The 17,637-nt window shown below is 67.9% G+C and carries 16 protein-coding genes; 10 read left to right on the forward strand and 6 right to left on the reverse strand.

The window, feature by feature from the left end:
• Positions 1 to 60: 60 nt before the first annotated feature.
• On the reverse strand, positions 61 to 1,374 hold the full coding sequence (gene lplT / locus A6B37_RS18365) for a lysophospholipid transporter LplT (RefSeq protein ID WP_111826561.1): 1,314 nt from the start codon (positions 1,372 to 1,374) through the stop codon (positions 61 to 63).
• A gap of 283 nt (positions 1,375 to 1,657) precedes the next feature.
• On the opposite strand from lplT, the gene smc reads away from it, so the two are divergent.
• Genes smc through ligA form a run of 3 tightly spaced genes read left to right on the forward strand, consistent with a single transcriptional unit; the run spans position 1,658 to position 8,408 of the window.
• Entirely contained in the window at positions 1,658 to 5,191 is a 3,534-nt protein-coding gene (gene smc, locus A6B37_RS18370; protein ID WP_102774363.1) for a chromosome segregation protein SMC, read from the forward strand.
• 46 nt (positions 5,192 to 5,237) lie between these two features.
• Positions 5,238 to 6,302, forward strand: coding sequence for a cell division protein ZipA C-terminal FtsZ-binding domain-containing protein (locus A6B37_RS18375; protein WP_102774364.1), 1,065 nt, complete (start codon positions 5,238 to 5,240; stop codon positions 6,300 to 6,302).
• Positions 6,303 to 8,408: an NAD-dependent DNA ligase LigA gene (gene ligA, locus A6B37_RS18380; RefSeq protein WP_111826562.1), complete on the forward strand. Its 2,106-nt coding sequence runs from the start codon at positions 6,303 to 6,305 to the stop codon at positions 8,406 to 8,408.
• On the opposite strand, the gene A6B37_RS18385 is transcribed toward ligA, so the two are convergent.
• Positions 8,405 to 9,187: an IclR family transcriptional regulator C-terminal domain-containing protein gene (locus A6B37_RS18385; protein ID WP_246842511.1), complete on the reverse strand. Its 783-nt coding sequence runs from the start codon at positions 9,185 to 9,187 to the stop codon at positions 8,405 to 8,407. The genes ligA and A6B37_RS18385 overlap by 4 nt on opposite strands.
• Positions 9,188 to 9,336: 149 nt before the next feature.
• On the opposite strand from A6B37_RS18385, the gene A6B37_RS18390 reads away from it, so the two are divergent.
• The 4 genes from A6B37_RS18390 to A6B37_RS18405 are packed head-to-tail and all read left to right on the forward strand — an operon-like array spanning position 9,337 to position 13,367.
• Entirely contained in the window at positions 9,337 to 10,320 is a 984-nt protein-coding gene (locus A6B37_RS18390; RefSeq protein WP_111826564.1) for a tripartite tricarboxylate transporter substrate binding protein, read from the forward strand.
• 22 nt (positions 10,321 to 10,342) lie between these two features.
• On the forward strand, positions 10,343 to 11,491 hold the full coding sequence (locus tag A6B37_RS18395; protein ID WP_111826565.1) for a Xaa-Pro peptidase family protein: 1,149 nt from the start codon (positions 10,343 to 10,345) through the stop codon (positions 11,489 to 11,491).
• Positions 11,492 to 11,513: 22 nt separating this feature from the next.
• Positions 11,514 to 12,356, forward strand: coding sequence for a TauD/TfdA family dioxygenase (locus tag A6B37_RS18400; RefSeq protein WP_246842512.1), 843 nt, complete (start codon positions 11,514 to 11,516; stop codon positions 12,354 to 12,356).
• Between the two features lie 36 nt (positions 12,357 to 12,392).
• On the forward strand, positions 12,393 to 13,367 hold the full coding sequence (locus A6B37_RS18405; RefSeq protein ID WP_111826566.1) for an alpha/beta fold hydrolase: 975 nt from the start codon (positions 12,393 to 12,395) through the stop codon (positions 13,365 to 13,367).
• 85 nt (positions 13,368 to 13,452) lie between these two features.
• Here A6B37_RS18405 and A6B37_RS18410 read toward each other — a convergent pair whose 3' ends face one another.
• Genes A6B37_RS18410 through msrB form a run of 4 tightly spaced genes read right to left on the reverse strand, consistent with a single transcriptional unit; the run spans position 13,453 to position 15,549 of the window.
• Positions 13,453 to 14,229 carry a peptidylprolyl isomerase gene (locus A6B37_RS18410; RefSeq protein WP_102774371.1) on the reverse strand — a complete coding sequence of 259 codons (777 nt, stop codon included), beginning with the start codon at positions 14,227 to 14,229 and terminating at the stop codon, positions 13,453 to 13,455.
• 16 nt (positions 14,230 to 14,245) lie between these two features.
• Positions 14,246 to 14,515 carry a BolA family protein gene (locus tag A6B37_RS18415; RefSeq protein WP_102774372.1) on the reverse strand — a complete coding sequence of 90 codons (270 nt, stop codon included), beginning with the start codon at positions 14,513 to 14,515 and terminating at the stop codon, positions 14,246 to 14,248.
• Between the two features lie 53 nt (positions 14,516 to 14,568).
• Positions 14,569 to 15,150 (reverse strand): septation protein A, encoded by a 582-nt coding sequence (locus A6B37_RS18420; RefSeq protein WP_102774373.1) that lies wholly within the window; start codon positions 15,148 to 15,150, stop codon positions 14,569 to 14,571.
• Positions 15,151 to 15,549: a peptide-methionine (R)-S-oxide reductase MsrB gene (msrB, locus tag A6B37_RS18425; protein ID WP_102774374.1), complete on the reverse strand. Its 399-nt coding sequence runs from the start codon at positions 15,547 to 15,549 to the stop codon at positions 15,151 to 15,153.
• Between the two features lie 52 nt (positions 15,550 to 15,601).
• On the opposite strand from msrB, the gene A6B37_RS18430 reads away from it, so the two are divergent.
• From A6B37_RS18430 to A6B37_RS18440, 3 genes are read left to right on the forward strand one after another with little or no spacing between them, the layout of a single operon-like run.
• Positions 15,602 to 16,279, forward strand: coding sequence for an ABC transporter ATP-binding protein (locus tag A6B37_RS18430; RefSeq protein WP_102774375.1), 678 nt, complete (start codon positions 15,602 to 15,604; stop codon positions 16,277 to 16,279).
• Positions 16,276 to 16,872 carry an energy-coupling factor transporter transmembrane protein EcfT gene (locus A6B37_RS18435; protein ID WP_111826567.1) on the forward strand — a complete coding sequence of 199 codons (597 nt, stop codon included), beginning with the start codon at positions 16,276 to 16,278 and terminating at the stop codon, positions 16,870 to 16,872. The genes A6B37_RS18430 and A6B37_RS18435 overlap by 4 nt, the downstream gene beginning before the upstream one ends.
• A 25-nt stretch (positions 16,873 to 16,897) precedes the next feature.
• A complete protein-coding gene (locus A6B37_RS18440) occupies positions 16,898 to 17,452 on the forward strand; it encodes a biotin transporter BioY (RefSeq protein WP_111826568.1) in 555 nt (184 codons plus the stop codon).
• Positions 17,453 to 17,637: the final 185 nt, after the last annotated feature.

Genomic DNA, 17,637 nt, shown 5'->3' on the forward strand with positions numbered 1-17,637 from the left:
GCCGGCCGCGCAGACAAAAAAACCGGGCGCCAGCCCGGTTTTTCTTTGCAGCGTCCGTATTCAGTGCGAGGAATCCAGCGCGCGGCCGTGGCCTTCCTGGCCGATCTGCTCATGCAGTTCGGGGTTGGCCTGCAGGTTGCGCTTGCTCCAGCGCATGAACACCACCATCAGCACGGTGACCACGGTGCCGAAGATCACGATGATCAGGTTGATCGGCAGTTGCAGCCACAGCAGCAGGGTGTACATCGCCACCATGAGCAGGATGTTGAGCTGTTCGTTGAAATTCTGCACGGCGATCGAATGGCCGGCCGACAGCAGCACGTGGCCGCGGTGCTGCAGCAGCGCGTTCATGGGCACCACGAAGAAGCCGGCCAGCCCGCCGGTGATCAGCAGCAGCAGGTAGACGCTCCAGGGCGAATACACCAGCGGCATCAGCAGCACCACCAGGCCCATGGCGGCGCCGACGGGCAGCACGGCCAGCGCGCGGCGCAGCGGGATGCGGCCGGCCAGGATGGAGCCGACCACCGTGCCCAGGGCGGCCACGCCCATCAGCATCGAGGCCTTGTCCAGCTGGTATCCGAGGTGGCTGCGGCCCCATTCGATGACGATGAGCTGCAGCGTGGCGCCGGCGCCCCAGAACAGGGTCGTGACCGCCAGCGAGATCTGGCCCAGCTTGTCCTTCCACAGCACACAGACATAGCCCCAGAAGGTGCGGACCAGGCGGACCGGGTTCTTCTGCTGCGGCGGGTAGCGCACGTGGGTGTGCGGAATCATCAGGTTGCACAGCGCCGCCAGCAGATACACGAAGGCGATGACCAGGATCGCGGCCTCGGCCGGGGTGTGGACCAGGCTGCCGATGAACGAGTGGCTGAGCAGGGCGGTCGAGACGGAAGACGAAATCAGCAGGCCGCCCAGCACGGTGCCCAGGATGATGGAGAAGACCGTCAGGCCCTCGATCCAGCTATTGCCCTTGACCAGCATGGCCGGGGGCAGCATTTCGGTCACGATGCCGTACTTGGCCGGGGAATAGGCCGCCGCGCCGATGCCCACGATGCCGTAGGCGACACAGACGAGATAGGTCTGGTAGTGGGGCGGAATGCCGATATTGGCGTAGGAGAACATCAGCAGGCAGCCGCCCACCTTCAGCGCATTGGTGGAGAACATCACGCGGCCCTTGGGGAAGGAATCCGCCAGCGCCCCGACGAAGGCGGCCAGCACCACATACGCCAGCGCGAACGACCATTTCATCATGGGGGCCAGCCAGTCGGGCCCGTGCAGCTCCTGTATCAAGGCGATGGCTGCGATGAACAGCGCATTGTCCGCCAATGATGAGAAGGCCTGCGCGGCCATGACCAGATAGAAACCACGTTTCAAGAATGTCCCCGTGCTTGGGCCGGAGTCCGGCCGGTCCGCGTGAAAATTTTGTGTGTCGTGCCAAAAAGTGTCAGGGAGTATAGCCGGACGCCAGGCGGCGGCCATTGCGCGTTTGCCCGCGTGTTGACCGTTGCTAACGTTCTGGCCGGGGGCGCCTGCGGTATCATACGGACCATATGAGAGCCGGCCCTGAATGGGCCGGTTTGCAATCTGCGCGGCAGGTCCAGGTCCCCAGGTCCATTAACGCCTTTGGTTCAACCCCTCCGTCGTCACCCATCGTACTGTGCGTCTTACTCAGCTCAAACTCGCCGGCTTCAAGTCTTTCGTCGATCCCACCGTGATTCCCGTGCCCAGCCAGCTGGTGGGCGTGGTGGGTCCCAATGGCTGCGGCAAGTCGAACATCATCGACGCCGTGCGCTGGGTGCTGGGCGAGGCCAAGGCCTCGGAGCTGCGCGGCGAGTCCATGCAGGACGTCATCTTCAACGGCTCGGGCAACCGCAAGCCGGCCGCCCGGGCCTCGGTGGAAATGGTGTTCGACAACAGCGAAGGGCGCGCCGCCGGCCAATGGAGCAGCTACGCCGAAATCGCCGTGCGCCGCGTCCTGACCCGTGACGGCACCAGTAGCTACTTCGTCAATAACCAGCAGGTCCGCCGCCGCGACATCCACGACATCTTCCTGGGCACGGGCCTGGGCGCCCGCGGCTACGCCATCATCGGCCAGGGCATGATCAACCGCCTGATCGAGGCGCGCCCCGAAGAACTGCGGGTGTTCCTCGAAGAGGCGGCCGGCGTGTCGCGCTACAAGGAACGCCGCCGCGAGACCGAGAACCGCCTGTCCGACACCCGCGAGAACCTGACCCGGGTCGAGGACATCCTGCGCGAACTCAACAGCCAGCTCGAAAAGCTGGAGGCGCAGGCCGAAGTGGCCACGCGCTACCGCGAGCTGCAGGCCGACGGCGAAAAGAAGCAGCACGCGCTATGGCTCCTGAAGGAAACCGGGGCGCGCGAAGAGCGCGCCCGGAAGGCCCAGGAAATGGCGCAGGCCCAGAACGAACTGGAAGCCGCCATCGCCGGCCTGCGAGCGGGCGAGGCGGCGCTGGAGTCGCGGCGCCAGGCCCATTACGCGGCCAGCGACGCGGTCCACACGGCCCAGGGCGCGCTGTACGAAGCCAATGCCCAGGTCAGCCGCCTGGAGGCCGAGATCCGCCACGTGGTGGATTCGCGCAACCGCCTGCAGGCGCGCCGCGAGCAGCTGCAGCAGCAGATCGGCGAATGGACCGCCCAGCGCGAGCACTGCACCGAGCAGATCGCCCAGGCCGAGGACGACCTGGCGACCGGCGCGGCCCGCACCGAAGAGGCGCGCGCCAAGGCCGAGGACGCCCAGGCCGCGCTGCCGGCCATCGAACAGCGCGTGCGCGAAGCCGCCTCCGGACGCGACGAGATGCGCGCCGCGCTGGCCCGGGTCGAGCAGAACCTGGCCCTGGTCGCCCAGACCCAGCGCGACGCCGACCGCCAGATGCAGTCCCTGGAGCAGCGCCGCGAACGCCTGCAGCAGGAACTGCGCGAACTGCACAGCCCCGACCCCGTGCGCCTCGAACAGCTGGCCGGCGACCGCCTGGCCGGCGAGGACCAGCTCGAGGAAGCCCAGCAGGAACTGGCCGCCCTGGAAGGCCGGGTGCCGGAAGCCGACGCCGAGCGCAGCCGCGCCCAGGCCGCCGCCCAGACCGAGGCGCAGAACCTGGCGCGCCTGGAGGCCCGCCTGTCGGCGCTGGTCAAGCTGCAGGAAGACGTGCAGAAGCAGGGGGCGCTGGAGCCCTGGCTGGCCAAGCACGAACTGGCCGGCCTGGCGCGCCTGTGGCAGAAGCTGCACGTCGAGCCGGGCTGGGAAACCGCCCTGGAGGCCGCCCTGCGCGAACGCATGGCCTCCATGGAAGTGCGCAGCCTGGACTGGGCCCGCGCCTTCGCCGAGGACGCGCCGCCGGCGCGCCTGGCGTTCTATCAATTGCCCGTGGCCGCGCCCACGCCGCCGGCCCCGGCCGGGCTGACCCCGCTGGCCAGCCTGCTGCGCATCACCGATCCCGACCTGCGCACGCTGCTCAACGAGTGGCTGGGCGGCGTCTACACGGCCCCCGACCTGACCCAGGCCCTGGCCATGCGCGCCAGCCTGCCGGCCGGCAGCGCCTGCGTGGTCAAGGCCGGCCACCTGGTCGACGCGCACAGCGTGCGCTTCTACGCGCCGGACTCCGAGCAGGCCGGCCTGCTGGCCCGCCAGCAGGAAATCGAAAACCTGCAGCGCGAGATCAAGGCCCAGCAGCTCATCGCCGACCAGGCGCGCGCCGCGGTGGCCCGCGCCGAGGCCGGCTGGCAGCAGGTGTCGCAGGCCATCGCGCCGGCGCGCCAGCGGGTCGCCGAGGTCACCCGCCGGGTCCACGACATCCAGCTCGAACATTCGCGCCTGCAGCAGCAGGCCGAACAGTCGGGCGAGCGCGCCTCGCGCCTGCGCCAGGACCTGGAGGAAATCAAGGTCCAGGAAGAAGACCTGCGCGCCACCCGCGAAGAGGCCGAAGCGCGCTTCGAGACGCTGGACGAGGAACTGGCCGAGCACCAATCCCGCTTTGCCGACGCCGAAATGGACGGCGAGACCCTGGCCGCCCAGGCCGAGGCCGCCCGCAACGCCCTGCGCGAGCTGGAACGCGCCGCCCAGGAAGCCGAATTCGCCGAACGCAGCATCCAGGTCCGCATCACCGAGCTGCAGCGCAACCAGCAGCTGGCCGCCGACCAGAGCCAGCGCGCCAGCGTCGAACTGGAACAATTGCAGGACGACCTGGCCGAACTGGACGCCTCGGCGTCCCAGGCCGGCCTGCAGGACGCCCTGGAAGTGCGCGCCGAGCGCGAGGAAGCGCTGTCGCGCGCGCGCCAGGAGCTCGAAAACCTCGCGGCCCTGCTGCGCGGCGCCGACGAAGAGCGCATGCAGCAGGAGCAGACCCTGGAACCGCGGCGCGCCCGCATCATGGAATTGCAGCTGCAGGAACAGGCCGCCCGCCTGGCCGAAGAACAGTTCACCGAGCAGCTCAACGCGCGCGAAGTCGACCGCGAGGCCCTGGCCCAGGAACTGGCCAACCAGCCCGACGAATGGCGCCGCGCCAGCTGGCTGCAGTCGGAAGTCGGCCGCATCTCGCGCCAGATCGAGTCGCTGGGCTCGGTCAACCTGGCCGCGCTGGATGAACTCAACACCTCGCGCGAGCGCAAGGGCTTCCTGGATTCGCAGCACCAGGACCTGATGACCGCCATCGAGACCCTCGAGGACGCCATCCGCAAGATCGACCGCGAGACCCGCGAGCTGCTGCAGGAAACCTTCAACGTCGTCAACGGCCACTTCGGCGAGCTCTTCCCCAAGCTGTTCGGCGGCGGCGAGGCCAGGCTGACCATGACGGGCGAGGAAATCCTCGACGCCGGCGTGCAGGTCATGGCCCAGCCTCCGGGCAAGCGCAACAGCACCATCCACCTGCTGTCCGGCGGTGAAAAGGCCCTGACCGCGACCGCCCTGGTGTTCGCGCTGTTCAAGCTCAACCCCGCGCCGTTCTGCCTGCTGGACGAGGTGGACGCGCCGCTGGACGACGCCAACACGGAGCGCTACGCGAACCTGGTCGCCAACATGAGCGAGCAGACCCAGTTCCTGTTCATCTCGCACAACAAGATTGCGATGCAGATGGCCAAGCAACTGATCGGTGTAACCATGCAAGAGCAGGGGGTTTCGCGTATCGTTGCGGTAGATATAGATTCGGCCGTCCAGATGATGGCCTCCGAAGCGGCATAAACCAATACTAAGAAGGGCGCCGGGCGTTTCGGCGCGGGATTGATACATGAGTGATTTGCAGATCGGGCTGATTGCCCTGGGCGTCCTGCTGATACTGCTGGTGCTGGGATTCAACTGGTGGCAGGACCGGCGCGTGCGGCGCAGGATGCAGACCCATTTCCCGGCCTCCGAGCAGGACCCCCTGCTGGGGGCGGGAGCCGCCGCGGGCGGCGCGGCCGCGGCGCGGCGTGAACCCGGCATGGGCGGCGAGCCCGCGCGCGCCCAGCCCGGCCAGCCGGCCCCGGTCGATCCGGGCACGGACGCCGACGACACGGTCGAGCCGGACCCCGCCTGCGAGGTCGTGATCGAAATCAACTTCGCCGAACCGGTGCGCGGCGCCGAGCTGCTGCCCTACATGCAGAGCCTGCGCCACGTGGGCCGCAAGCCCATGCGCGTGTTCGCCGAGACCGACCAGCGCCGCCACCGCGCGCACATCCACGCCGACGAATCCTATGCCTCGATGCAGCTGGCCGTGCTGCTGGCCAACCGCAGCGGTCCGCTGACGGCCATCGAGTGGTCGCAGGCCTGGGCCCGCGCCCAGGACATGGCCGAACGCTTCGACGCCACCATCGAAGGCCCCGACCAGCAGGCCGTGCTGGAGCAGGGCGCCCGCCTGGACGATACCTGCGCCGCGCTGGACACCCAGGTCGGCCTGACCCTGCTGCTGGGCACGGCCCAGCCGGCCGCCGAAGTGCTGGCCGTGGCGCGCGAGATCGGCTTCGTGCCGGACGGCAACCGCCTGGCCTGGCCGGCCGAGAACGGCGTGGCCCGCTTCACGCTGGCCCGCGCCGACGGCGCCGCCTTCGACGCGGGCATGGGCGGCATCGAACGCCTGTACCTGCTGCTCGACGTGCCCTGCAGCCCGGCCGACAGCCGCGCCTTCGGCCGCATGGTCGACGTGGGCCGCGACCTGGCCGCGCGCCTGCGCGCCGAACTGGTCGACGACCAGGGCAAGCCGCTGGCCGAGGGTTCCGAGACGGTCATCGACGAACGGCTGCAGGTGCTGTTCGGCCAGCTGGAGCAAGCGGGCCTGCCCGCCGGCAGCGAACGCGCCCAACGGGTCTTTGCTTGAATGAAGACAGGCTCTTCCGGTGAAAGCGCGGCGCAGGCCGCCGCGCGCCTGCGCGCAGAAATCGAACAGCACAACGTCCGCTACTACGTCTACGACGAGCCCTCCATCTCGGATGCCGAGTACGACGGGCTGATGCGCGAACTGCAGGCCCTGGAGGCCGAGCATCCCGAACTGGTCACGCCCGAGTCGCCCACCCAGCGGGTCGGGGCCGCGCCGGTGTCGGCCTTCGGCGCCGTGCGCCACGCGGTGCCCATGCTGTCGCTGGGCAATGCCTTCGACGAGGAAGACGTGCTGGCCTTCGACCGCCGCGTGACCGACACGCTGCGCGGCGCCGGCCTGCTCGGCCCGGCGCAGCAGGCCGATTATTTCTGCGAACTCAAGCTCGACGGGCTGGCCATCAGCCTGCGCTACGAGGACGGCCGCCTGGTGCAGGCCGCCACCCGCGGCGACGGCCAGACCGGCGAGGACGTCACCTCCAACATCCGCACCATCAAGGCGATCCCGCTGCAGCTCAAGGGCCCCGCCCCGAAAGTGCTGGAAGTGCGCGGCGAGGTGCTGATGAACCGCGCCGACTTCGTCAAACTCAACGAAGCCCAGGCCAGGCGCGACGAGAAAGTATTCGTCAACCCGCGCAACGCGGCCGCCGGCAGCCTGCGCCAGCTCGATCCGCGCATCACCGCCAAGCGCCCGCTGCGCTTTTTCGCTTACGGCTGGGGCGAGGTGCATGGCCTGCCGGGCTCGCAGGGCGGCCTGTTCGCCGAGTCCTCGGCCGGCGCCGCCGAGACCTCGCAGCTGCCCGAGAAGTCCCACGGCACCATGCTGGACTGGCTGGCCTCGCTGGGGTTGCCGGTCAACGTGAAGCACAACCACCGCGCCACCGGCGCGGAGGGCCTGATGGCCTTTTACGCCAAGGTCGGCGCGCTGCGCGCCGAGCTGCCCTACGACATCGACGGCGTGGTCTACAAGGTCGATTCGCTGCCGGCGCAGAAAGTGCTGGGCTTCGTGGCGCGCGCGCCGCGCTTCGCGCTGGCGCACAAGTTCGCCGCCGAAGAAGCCACCACCACGCTGCTGGACATCGAGGTCCAGGTCGGCCGCACCGGCGCCATCACGCCGGTCGCCCGCCTCAAGCCCGTGTTCGTCGGCGGCGTGACCGTCACCAACGCCACGCTGCACAACGAAGACGAAATCCGCCGCAAGGACGTGCGCATCGGCGACACGGTCATCGTGCGCCGCGCGGGCGACGTGATACCCGAGGTGCTGGGACCGGTGCTCGACAAGCGCCCGGACGACGCCCGCGAATTCGCCATGCCCACGGCCTGCCCGGTCTGCGGCTCGGCCATCGAACGCCTGGAAGGCGAGACCATCGCGCGCTGCACCGGCGGCCTGTTCTGCGGCGCCCAGCGCAAGCAGACCCTGTGGCACGCCGCCAGCCGCAAGGCGCTGGACATCGAGGGCCTGGGCGAGAAACTGGTGGACCAGCTGGTCGACAGCGGCCGGGTCAAGACCCTGGCCGACCTGTACAGCCTGCGGCCGCTCGAACTGGTGGGGCTGGACCGCATGGGCCAGAAGTCCGCCGACAACCTGGTCGCCGCCATCGAAAAGGCGCGCACCCCGAGCCTGTCGCGCCTGCTGTTCGCGCTGGGCATTCGCCACGTGGGCGAAACCACGGCGCGCGACGTGGCGCGCCATTTCGGCAGCATCGACGCCATCATGGACGCCGATGAGGAAGCCCTGTCCGCCGTGCCCGACGTGGGCCCGGTGGTGGCGGCCTCGATCCGCCATTTCTTCGCCGAGCAGCACAACCGCGACGTGATCGGGCAGTTGAAGGCCCAGGGCGTGAACCCCGTGGCCGAGGCCGCGCCGCAAGGCACCACGCTGGCCGGCAAGACTTTCGTGCTGACCGGCACCCTGCCCAACTGGACGCGCGAAGAGGCCTCCATGCATATCCAGGCCGCCGGCGGCAAGGTCAGCGGCTCCGTGTCCAAGAAGACCGCCTACGTGGTGGCCGGCGAGGACGCCGGCAGCAAGCTCGCCAAGGCCCAGGAACTGGGCGTGGCGGTGCTGGATGAGGACGGGCTGAAGGCGTTGCTGGGGATGGGCGGTTAGATACTGCTGCGCGGCATGGCGTTGCGGATCGCGACGGCCGCGCGCTGCAGCGTCGGCAGGTAATGGGCTTTCAGTTCATCCGGCGACCGGGAGCCCAGCACCATGCTGATGCTCAGGCCGGCCACCGCCCGGCCCTCGTGGTTGTAGAGCGGGACCGCGACGCCGGCGAAGCCGTCCACCAGTTCGCTCACCGAAATGCAGTAGCCGTCCTGGCGCACCTGCCGGATCAGCTTGCGCAGCGCGCTGCGCGAGACGGTCGTGTACGGGGTCAGCCGTTTCAGGTCGGCGCTTTCCAGGTATTCGTCCAGTTGCTCGTCGTCCAGCGTCGACAGCAGCGTCCGGCCCAGCGAGTGCGCATAGGCGGGCAGCCTGCTGCCGACCGACAGGTCCAGCTTGAGCAGTCGGGGCGCTTCCTCGCGCGCAAGAAACACCACGTGCTGCCGGTCCAGCACGCCCAGCGAACATGTTTCCCCCGCGCTGTGTGCGACCTCCTGCATGGTCGCGCGGGTCAGCTTCGGCAGGCTCAATGACGCGAAATAGGCGTAGCCCAGGTCCATGACCTTGGGGGTGGGCGAGAAATTCCTGCCGTCCTGGCGCACATAACCCAGCTTTTCCAGCGTCAGCAGGATGCGGCGCGACGCCGCCCGCGTCACGGACAGGTGTTCCGCCGCTTCCTGGACGGTGACGCTCGCCACGCCGGTGGCGTAGATCTGCAGCAATTGCAGCCCGTTGGCCAGGCTGTCGAGAAACTCCTCTTTCCTTTCTTTCGGTGGCGCCAAGATCGTGTCCATGTGGTCGGCAATCGTGTTTTGGTCAGGTCTCGATTGTAGTTTGACATTCGCCGCATTCCCCATAAAATGAGTTTTAGCGAACAATTGTTCGTTAAATAGATGGGTGCGACACGCCCACGAACCTTTGGAGGAATGCCATGCGCAGGAGACTATTGCGCGCCTTTGGCGCGTTCGCATTGGCGTCCGTCGCCGCCGCGGCCGGTTCGGCAGCGGTTGCCGCAGACGCTTTTCCCAGCAAACCCATTCGTTTCGTGGTGCCCGCCGCCGCGGGCGGACCCACCGAAATCGTCACGCGGCTGCTGGCCGAGCGCATGACCCAGAGCATGGGCGTGTCCGTCATCGTCGAGGCCAAGCCGGGCGCCGGCGGCAACATCGGCGCGGACGCGGTCGCCAAGGCCGCGCCGGACGGCTACACCATCCTGATGGGCACGATCGGCACCAACGCGATCAACCAGACGCTCTACAAGAGCATGCCGTTCCAGCCGCAGAAGGACTTCGTGGCGGTGACGCAGGTGGTTTCGTATCCGCTGGTCGTGGTGGTGAACCCCAATCTGCCGGTCCGTTCGGTGGCCGATCTCATCGCCTACGCCAAGGCCAACCCCGGCAAGCTGAACCGCGCCTCGGGCGGAAGCGGCACGTCCATGCACATGTCGGGCGAACTCTTCAACGAGATGGCCGGGGTGAAGATGCAGCACATTCCGTACAAGGGCAGCCTGCCCGCGCTGACGGACGTGATCGGCGGACAGGCGGACCTGGCCTTCGACAGCCTGGTCATCGCCCAACCCCTGATCAAGTCCGGCAAGCTGCGCGCCATCGCGGTCACCGGCCCCGAACGCTCGCCGGCCGCGCCCGACCTCCCCACGGTCGCCGAAACGCTGCCGGGATACGCCATGACGTCGTGGATAGGCGTGTTCGCTCCCGCCGGCACGCCGCGGCCGGTGGTGAACCGCCTGCAGCAGGAAATCGCCAAGGCGCTGGCCGACCCGCGCGTGCGCGAGCAGCTGAAGTCGCAGGCGGCGGAGCCGGTGGCCAGCACGCCGGACGAATTCGCCCGCTTTACCGCCGAGGAAACCAAGAAATGGGCGCCCGTCGTCAAGGCGTCCGGCGCGTCGGTTTCCTGAACCCCAAAACGAGGAGCTATTCATGCAGTCCATCGATTTTTCGGCGCGTCGCAAGCGCGTGGCCCAACATGCGCGCGAACTGGGTTTCGACGCCTACCTGGGTACCCGCCAGGGCGCATTGCACTACCTGAGCGGCGCGTTCATGCCCTGGCGGGGAGCCGTGCTGGTGACCGCCGACGGCCATTGCGAATTCATCTACTGGGCCATGGACGCCTCGCGCGTGCGGGCTGAAGGGCACGAGATGGATATGTACGAGTTCGAGTTTTCGGACTTCCCGCAACTGATCCGCCAGCGCCTGGAGCATCACGGTCTGAGCCGGGCCAAGGTGGCGCTGGACCTGGCACATCCCGGGGCCGCGCAGGTGGCGCCGGGCATGCTCACCGCCGCGGAGTATTTCGATCTGTCCACGCACCTGCCCGACATCCGCTTCGAGAACGGCGTGGACGTGATCGACGACGTCATGCTGATCAAGGACGCCCCGGAGATTGCGCGCCTGCGTCTGGCGGCCGAGGTGTCGGACTATGGATTCGAGCAGGGCATGAACGCGGTGCGCGTAGGCGCCACCGAGAATGAAGTCGCTGGCGAGATCGAGCGCGCGATCCGGCGGCGCGGCAGCACCTGGTCATGGGCGGTGACCGGCGGCACCGAAGTGGGGGCGGGCGAACGCACCGGCTTTCTGCGGGGCGTCACGCAGCAGGCGACCGACCGCCCCATCCAGGCGAACGAGTTCGTGATCCTGGACCTGCACCCGCTGATGGATCTCTACATGGCCGACACCGCCTTGCCCGTTTTCCTGGGCAAGCCCGACGCGGCCCAGGCCAAGCTGATCGACTGCTGGGAAGAAACCGTCCAGACCATGCTGGGCTCGCTGACGCCGGGCAGGCCGATCGCCGAGTGCGCCAGCCGCGGGATCGCCGTGTTCGAAAAGCATGGCCTCGCCGAGTTCGGGCTGCCGCTGTTCGGCCACGGACTGGGAACCTGCGCGCGAACCAGGCCGTTCATCAACCTGCGCAGCCGCGACGTCGTGACGCCGGGCATGGTGGTGGCGCTGGGCACGCACCTGTACCGGCCCGGCGTGGGCGGCATGCGGCTCGAATACCCGGTGCTGATCGGCGAGCACGGCGCCGAGCCTCTGGTGCAAACCGAGGCGCGCGTGCACCGCCTTTCCTGAAGCCTTCCGCTGGAGTTTCATCATGCAAGCAAACCCTCTTAGCGACTTGATCGGCGCCGAAGTGCGGGGCGTGGACCTAGAAACGCTGGACGCCGGCGGCTTCGAGGCCGTCAACGCGCTGTTCCTGCGCCACCAGTTGCTGGTCTTCAAAGACCAGCGCCTCTCGCCCGAAGGCCAGCTGCGATTCAGCCGCCGGCTGGGCGAACTGGATATCCACGTGCTGGCCCAGTACAACCATCCCGACTATCCCGAGATCTTCGTGCTGTCCAACGAAGTGAAAAACGGGGTGCCGGCCGGGATCGCCGACGGCGGTTCCTATTGGCATTCGGACTTCGCCTTCCGGGAGTGTCCGGCCAAGGCCACCATCCTCAATGCCCAGGTGATCCCGCCCGAAGGCGGCAATACCCTGTTCGTCAATATGTACCGGGCCTACGAGGAACTGGACGAGGCGACGAAGTCCCGGCTGGCCGGGTTGCGGGCGATACACCGCTACCGGCGCAGGAACACCAAGGCCGACGAGGGAACCCGCGTCGCCATGGACGCAGGCCAACTGGCGCAGACCCCGGACGTGGAGCATCCCATCGTGCGCACCCATCCCGAGACGGGACGCAAGGCGCTGTTCGTGCATCCTGGCATGACCGCAGAGGTGGCGGGCTGGGGCGAGGCCGAGAGCCAGGAATTGCTGGACAGGCTGTTCGCGCACAGCACGCAGGAACAATACCAGTACGCCCTGCAGTGGGAGCCGGGCGACGTGGTGATGTGGGACAACCGCTGCGTCATGCACAAGGCGACGACGCGCCAGCTTCCTCCCAGCATGCGACGCACGATCTACCGCACGACCGTCATGGGCGAGCGTCCCTTCTAGGAGCGCCCGGTGCCGGAGTATGCGCCGCAGTCCCCGATGGTCGAGGCCGGCACAACCCGATTTCCCGGCTTGCCGCTGGACGGCGGCGCCAGCCTGGCTGCGGTCAGGCTGGCCTGGTCGCGCTTCGGCCCGCCGCCGGATCGGGCGCGCGCCGTGGTGCTGTTGCTGCATGGCATATCCGGCAGCCAGCAGGCCCTGCGCGCGCCGGGCGGGCAGGCGCAGCATCCCGACGCGGGCTGGGCCGCCGCGTGGCTGGGACCCGGCAAGGCGCTGGATACGCGTCACATCTGCGTGCTGGCGCCGAATGCGCTGGGCTCCTGCTTCGGCAGCAGCGGCCCCGAGGGGAGCGCGGCGCGCGAATTCCCCGACATCTCGATCGCCGACGGCGTGCGCCTGCAGGGCATGTGGCTGCGGGCGATGGGAGTGGAGCGACTGGACGCCGTGGTCGGGTACTCCTATGGCGGGTACCAGGCGTTCCAGTGGGCGGTGCGACCGCCCTTGCCGGTCGGCCGGGCGATCGCGATGGCGTCGGCGCCGCGCGGCGGCGGTAGCGAAGCGGACGTGCAGCGCCTGCGCCGGGTTGCCGCCGCCCTGGATGCCGGCGACCCGCAGGCGTGGAACGAATGGGTCGAACTGCGCTGCGCCACCCTGCGTCGCTACGGCTATGCCCAATGGCTGCGCGATATGGGGGAGTCTGGCATGGAGCAGCGCATCCACGGCGAAGCCGCGGCCTGGGCGGCGCGTTTTTCGCCCTGGTCCATGGCGGTTCTCAGGGCATCGGCCTGCCGCTATGATGCCCGCCCGGCGCTGCGCGATGCGGTCACGCCCGTATATTGGCTGCGCTGCCGGTCGGACGCGCTGTTTCCGCCGGGCGTTGCGGGCCATGAGCCATATCCGGCCCACGTCGTGCAGATCAGCGTAGACGGACGATACGGCCACGCTTCGCCGGTGCTGGAGGGCGAGATATGGCGCGCGCCCCTCGTGCGGGCGATGACGAGTTCTTCGCTGTAAAGAAAAAGCCGGCTTTCGCCGGCTGATGGGTTACGCGCGTTGAGCGGTCGAGTTCTTGCGCAGAATCTCTCGCGCTCCACCCATCCTACTGGATCTTGGCCTTTTCGCGCAGTTCCTTCTGGTAGTCGGCCAGGGTTTGCTGGCGCAGCATTTCTTCCAGTTGGGTGCGCACCTGGTCCAGCGGCGGGAATTCCACCGGGCGGGTGTCGTCGACCATGATGATGTGCCAGCCGAACTGGGTCTGCACCGGCTTGTCGACCAGTTCGCCCTTCTTCAGCTGGGTCACGGCCTGCGCGAACGGCTGGACGTAGTTGGTCGGGGGCGCCCAACCCAGGTCGCCGCCCTTTTCGGCGCTGCCGGGGTCCTTGGAGTTCTTCTTGGCCAGGTCGTTGAACTTGCTCTTGTTGCTCTTGATCTGGGCCAGCAGGTCATTGGCCGTCTTCTCGTCTTCGACGAGGATGTGACGGACCTTGTATTCCATCTTGCCGGCCTGTTCCTTCTTGATCTTCTCGTATTCGGCGTTGACCTTGGCTTCCGAGACCGGATGCTTGGCCAGGTAGTCGGCCATCAGGGCGCGGACCAGGATGCCCTGGCGGGCCAGTTCGATCTCGGTCTGGACGTCGGCCTGCTTGGCGATGCCGCTGGATTCGGCGGCCTGCACGAAGATCTGGCGGTTGATCATTTCCTGCTTGACCTGTTCGCGCAGTTGCGGCGAATCGGTCGCGCCCTGGCTGACCAGCAGCTTGACGAATTGATCCAGGCTCTTTTGCGAAATGGCCTTGCCATTGACGGTGGCCACGTTCTGGGCAATAGCCGGCACGGCGATGACGCAGGCCGCAGCCAGCATGACGATGCGTTTCATGAATATCCTTTGCTTTCTATTTGGGAGCCTGGGCATCTAGCGCAAGCGCATGAATCGGATAAGGGATCAAATCTTGCAAATGATGATACACCAGCCGATGCCGCGCGACCGGCGAGAGCCCCGCGAAGCAAGGCGCTACGATGATCACGCGATAGTGGCCGGCGCCGTTTTTACTGCCTTCGTGTCCGGCGTGCAAATGGGAGTCGTCGATGATTTCCAGGCTGGCGGGTTCCAGGACGGCGAGCCGTTCCCGGATCAGGGCGATGCGGTCGGTGGTGTCTGACATGGCTGAGGAAGAATGGACGCCGGCGCGCGGGGCGCCGGACGGAGCAGGGCGGTTCAGGGCTTGCCGGCCGGGGAGTCGGGGCCGGAGGGCGTCTGTTCGTCGGACTGGATGTGCTTGCCCAGCCAGATCGACTGCCCGATCACGAAGACCACCATCAGGCCCATCAGGCCGAAGGCCTTGAAGCTGACCCACTGCGACTCCGTGAACTGGCCGGAAAACGCCACGTAGAGATTGAGCGCGCCGGCGATCAGGAAGAAGGCGGCCCACACCAGGTTCAGCCGCTCCCAGGCCGCGTCGGGCAGCTGGATCTGCTTTTCCATCAGGCGGCGGATCAGGTTGCGGCCGAAGAACAGGCGCGCAAACAGCAGCGCGCCGCCGAACAGCCAGTACAGCACCGTGGGCTTCCATTTGATGAAGACGTCGCTGTGCAGCCAGATCGTGGCGCCGCCGAACACCAGGATGACCGTGAGGTTGATCCAGTGCATGGCCTCGGTGGCGCGGCCGGTGGCCTTGAGCCAGACGATCTGGACGACTGCGGCGGCCATGGCCACGCCGGTGGCGATGAAGATGTCCGTGTACCGGTAGGCGATGAAGAAAAGGAACAGCGGAAACAGGTCGAACAGGAACTTCTTCATTCAGTCGTCTACGGGTTCGAACGTCATTGACAGGGAATTGATGCAATAGCGCAGGCCGGTGGGCTCGGGGCCGTCGGGAAAGACGTGGCCCAGGTGCGAGTCGCAGACGTTGCACAGCACTTCGGTGCGCACCATGCCGTGGCTGGTGTCGCGCTCTTCGCGCACGTTTGCCGGATCCAGCGGCTGGAAGTAGCTGGGCCAGCCACAGCCGGCGTCGAATTTGGTGTCGGACGCGAACAGCGGCGTGCCACAGCCCACGCAGCGGTAGATGCCGTGCGTGAACGTATTCCAGTAACGCCCCGTGAACGCGCGTTCGGTACCCTTTTCACGGGTGACGACGTATTCTTCCGGGGAAAGCTGGGCGCGCCATTCGGCGTCGGATTTGCGTACTTTGTCCATATGAGCTCTTGGAGTCCCGATGCCCGAAATGGTTCGGGCATAATCCCGCCCCATGTTAATCGAGTTTGACCAGGCGGTTGTTTCCACGCCCCGGGCCGAAGTGCTGCGCGGGGTGAGCGCGACGCTGGCCGAACGCCGCATCGGCATCGTCGGCCCCAACGGCGCCGGCAAGAGCACGCTGGCGCGACTGGTCAACGGGCTGGTGCTGCCCTCGGCGGGCAGCGTGCGGGTGGGCGGGCTGGACACCCGCCACGACCTGAAGGCGGTGCGCCGGCAGGTCGGGTTCGTGTTCCAGAATCCCGAGAATCAGATCGTATTCCCCATCGTGCGCGAGGACCTGGCCTTCGGTCTGAAGCAGCTGGCGCCGGACCGGCGCCAGCGCGAGGCCCGCATCGAGGCCCAGCTGGACAGCCTGGGCGTGGGGCACCTGGCCGACCGGACCAGCCACACCCTGTCCGGCGGCGAGCGCCAGCTGGTGGCGCTGGCGGCGGTGCTGGTCATGGAGCCGGCCCTGATCGTGTTCGACGAGCCCACCACCCAGCTGGACCTGCGCAACCGCAACCGGGTGCGCGACGCCATCGGCGCGCTGCCGCACGACGCCATCGTGGTCAGCCACGATCTGGAGCTGCTGGAGGATTTCGACCGGGTGCTGGTCGTGCGCGACGGCAATATCGCGGCCGACGACGCGCCGGCCGCCGCGCTGCGCTGGTATCGGGAGCACTGCGCATGATGGAGCCGCTGTACGTGCCCGGCGCCACCGCGCTGCACCGGCTGCCGGCCGGTTTCAAGCTGGCGGCGCTGGTGCTTGCGGGGGCGGGGCTGTTCCTGCTGCGCGATCCGCGCTGGCTGGCGCTGGCCTGCCTGGCGGCGGCCGTGCTGGTCTGGTCCACCGGCGTGGCGGCGGCCGCGGTCTGGCGGCAGGTGCGGGGGCTGGTCTGGGTGCTCGCGGCGGTGGGCGGCTTCACCGCGTGGTTCCAGGGCGGGGAGGCGGCGCTGGCGGTGCTGCTGCGCGTGGGCGCGCTGGTGGGCCTGGCGCTGGCCGTCACGCTGGCGACGCGCACGTCGGACCTGATCGCCGTCTGCGAAAAAGTACTGATGCCGCTGCAGCGCGTCGGACTGGTCGACGCCGGCAAGGTCGCGCTGGCGCTGGCGCTGGCCTTGCGCTTCGTGCCCGAGATCTGGCGCAATTTCCAGGAAATCCGCGAAGCCCAGGCCGCGCGCGGCCTGGGCGCCAACCCTGTCGCGCTGATCGTGCCGCTGATCGTGCTGACCCTGAAACGGGCCCAGGAAGTCGCCGAGGCCATCGACGCGCGCAGCGCCTGACCTTATCCACCAGCAAGGAACCACCATGAAATCCAGCAACACCGTGCTGATCGCGCTGTTCGCGGCGCTGATCGTCGTCCTCAGCCTGATCCCGCCCATCCCGCTGCCGGCCATTCCGGTGCCGATCACCTTGCAGACGCTGGGCGCGATGCTGGCCGGCGCGATGCTGGGGCCGTTGCGCGGCGCGCTGGCGTGCCTGCTGTATCTGGCGCTGGCGGCCATCGGCCTGCCGGTGCTGCCGGGCGGGCGCGGCGGGCTGGGCGCGTTCTTCGGGCCGACCGGCGGCTTCCTGGTGGGCCTGGTGGCCGGCGCCTGCGTGACCGGCTGGCTGGCCCGGCGCCTGGCCGCGCGAGCCCGCGGCGCCGCGCAGGCGGCGGCCTACGTGCTGGCCTGCGTGGTCGGCGGCATTCTGGTGGTGTATGCGTTCGGCGTGCCGTGGCTGGCGGTGGTGACCAAGATGGAACTGGCCAAGGCGGCGCTGGCCGTGGCGGTGTTCCTGCCGGGCGACGTGGCCAAGGCGCTGGTGGCCGGCTGGGTGGCCTGGCGGGTGGAGCGGGTCTGGCCGATGCTGGAGCGCTGAAGCCCGGGCATGGTCCAAGGGAATCCCCCAACTGACGCGCCGCGGGCTTTTCTAGTACAAGTTCGCCATTAACGAATGCGTTTGCTGAAAGCGCTTCTTGTAGCACATCAGGGATTTACCGGATTTGCGCGTAGTCATCTGATACTGTTTTAACCCTATAATATTTTTTTCTGTATAACTTTAAC

The sequence above is a fragment of the Achromobacter sp. HZ01 genome (assembly GCF_003267925.1).
Taxonomy (GTDB): domain Bacteria; phylum Pseudomonadota; class Gammaproteobacteria; order Burkholderiales; family Burkholderiaceae_B; genus Achromobacter; species Achromobacter pulmonis_A.